Source organism: Streptomyces sp. SID12501, assembly GCF_010550245.1.
Lineage (GTDB): Bacteria > Actinomycetota > Actinomycetes > Streptomycetales > Streptomycetaceae > Streptomyces.
This window is the reverse complement of the sequence record NZ_JAAGLU010000793.1, coordinates 1-420: the sequence shown is the minus strand read 5'-3', so window position 1 is coordinate 420 and position 420 is coordinate 1. Positions and strand designations below refer to the sequence as shown.

Sequence of the window (420 nt, the reverse complement as noted above, 5' to 3'; positions counted from 1 at the left end):
AGCGGGCTGTCGATCCGGTCGAAGAACGTGTACCAGCGGATCACCCGCGTCGTGACCCCCACCGTCACGCACACGGCGAACAGCGCGACCGCGCCCCAGAACTCCGCGCGCCCCAGCACCGGCACCGACGCCGGAGCGGGCCCGTCCGGCAGCCGTCGCAGGGCGGTCGCCGTGAACCGGCACAGGACGCCGGCGGCGAGCGCGGAAGTGCCGTACTGGACCCAGGAGTACAGCGGCAGCCCGAACGCGAACGGCTCGCCCAGCACCGGCAACGCGTTCGTGCCCCAGCGGTCCGGGTGCGTGAAGCTGTCCCATCCGACGTGCGTCAACGAACCGACCACCGCCGACAGGTAGAACCACAGGGCGAGCGAGGACGGCCGCCGGCCCCGCCAGTTCTCGCCGCGCACGAAGGCGTGGACG

At 72.9% G+C, this 420-nt stretch carries 1 protein-coding gene; it reads right to left on the bottom strand.

Annotated elements, in window-relative coordinates; all coding sequences use genetic code 11:
* Positions 1-420: DUF4184 family protein (locus tag G3I71_RS48490; protein ID WP_164325364.1), on the bottom strand; the 420-nt coding region annotated here is incomplete at both ends.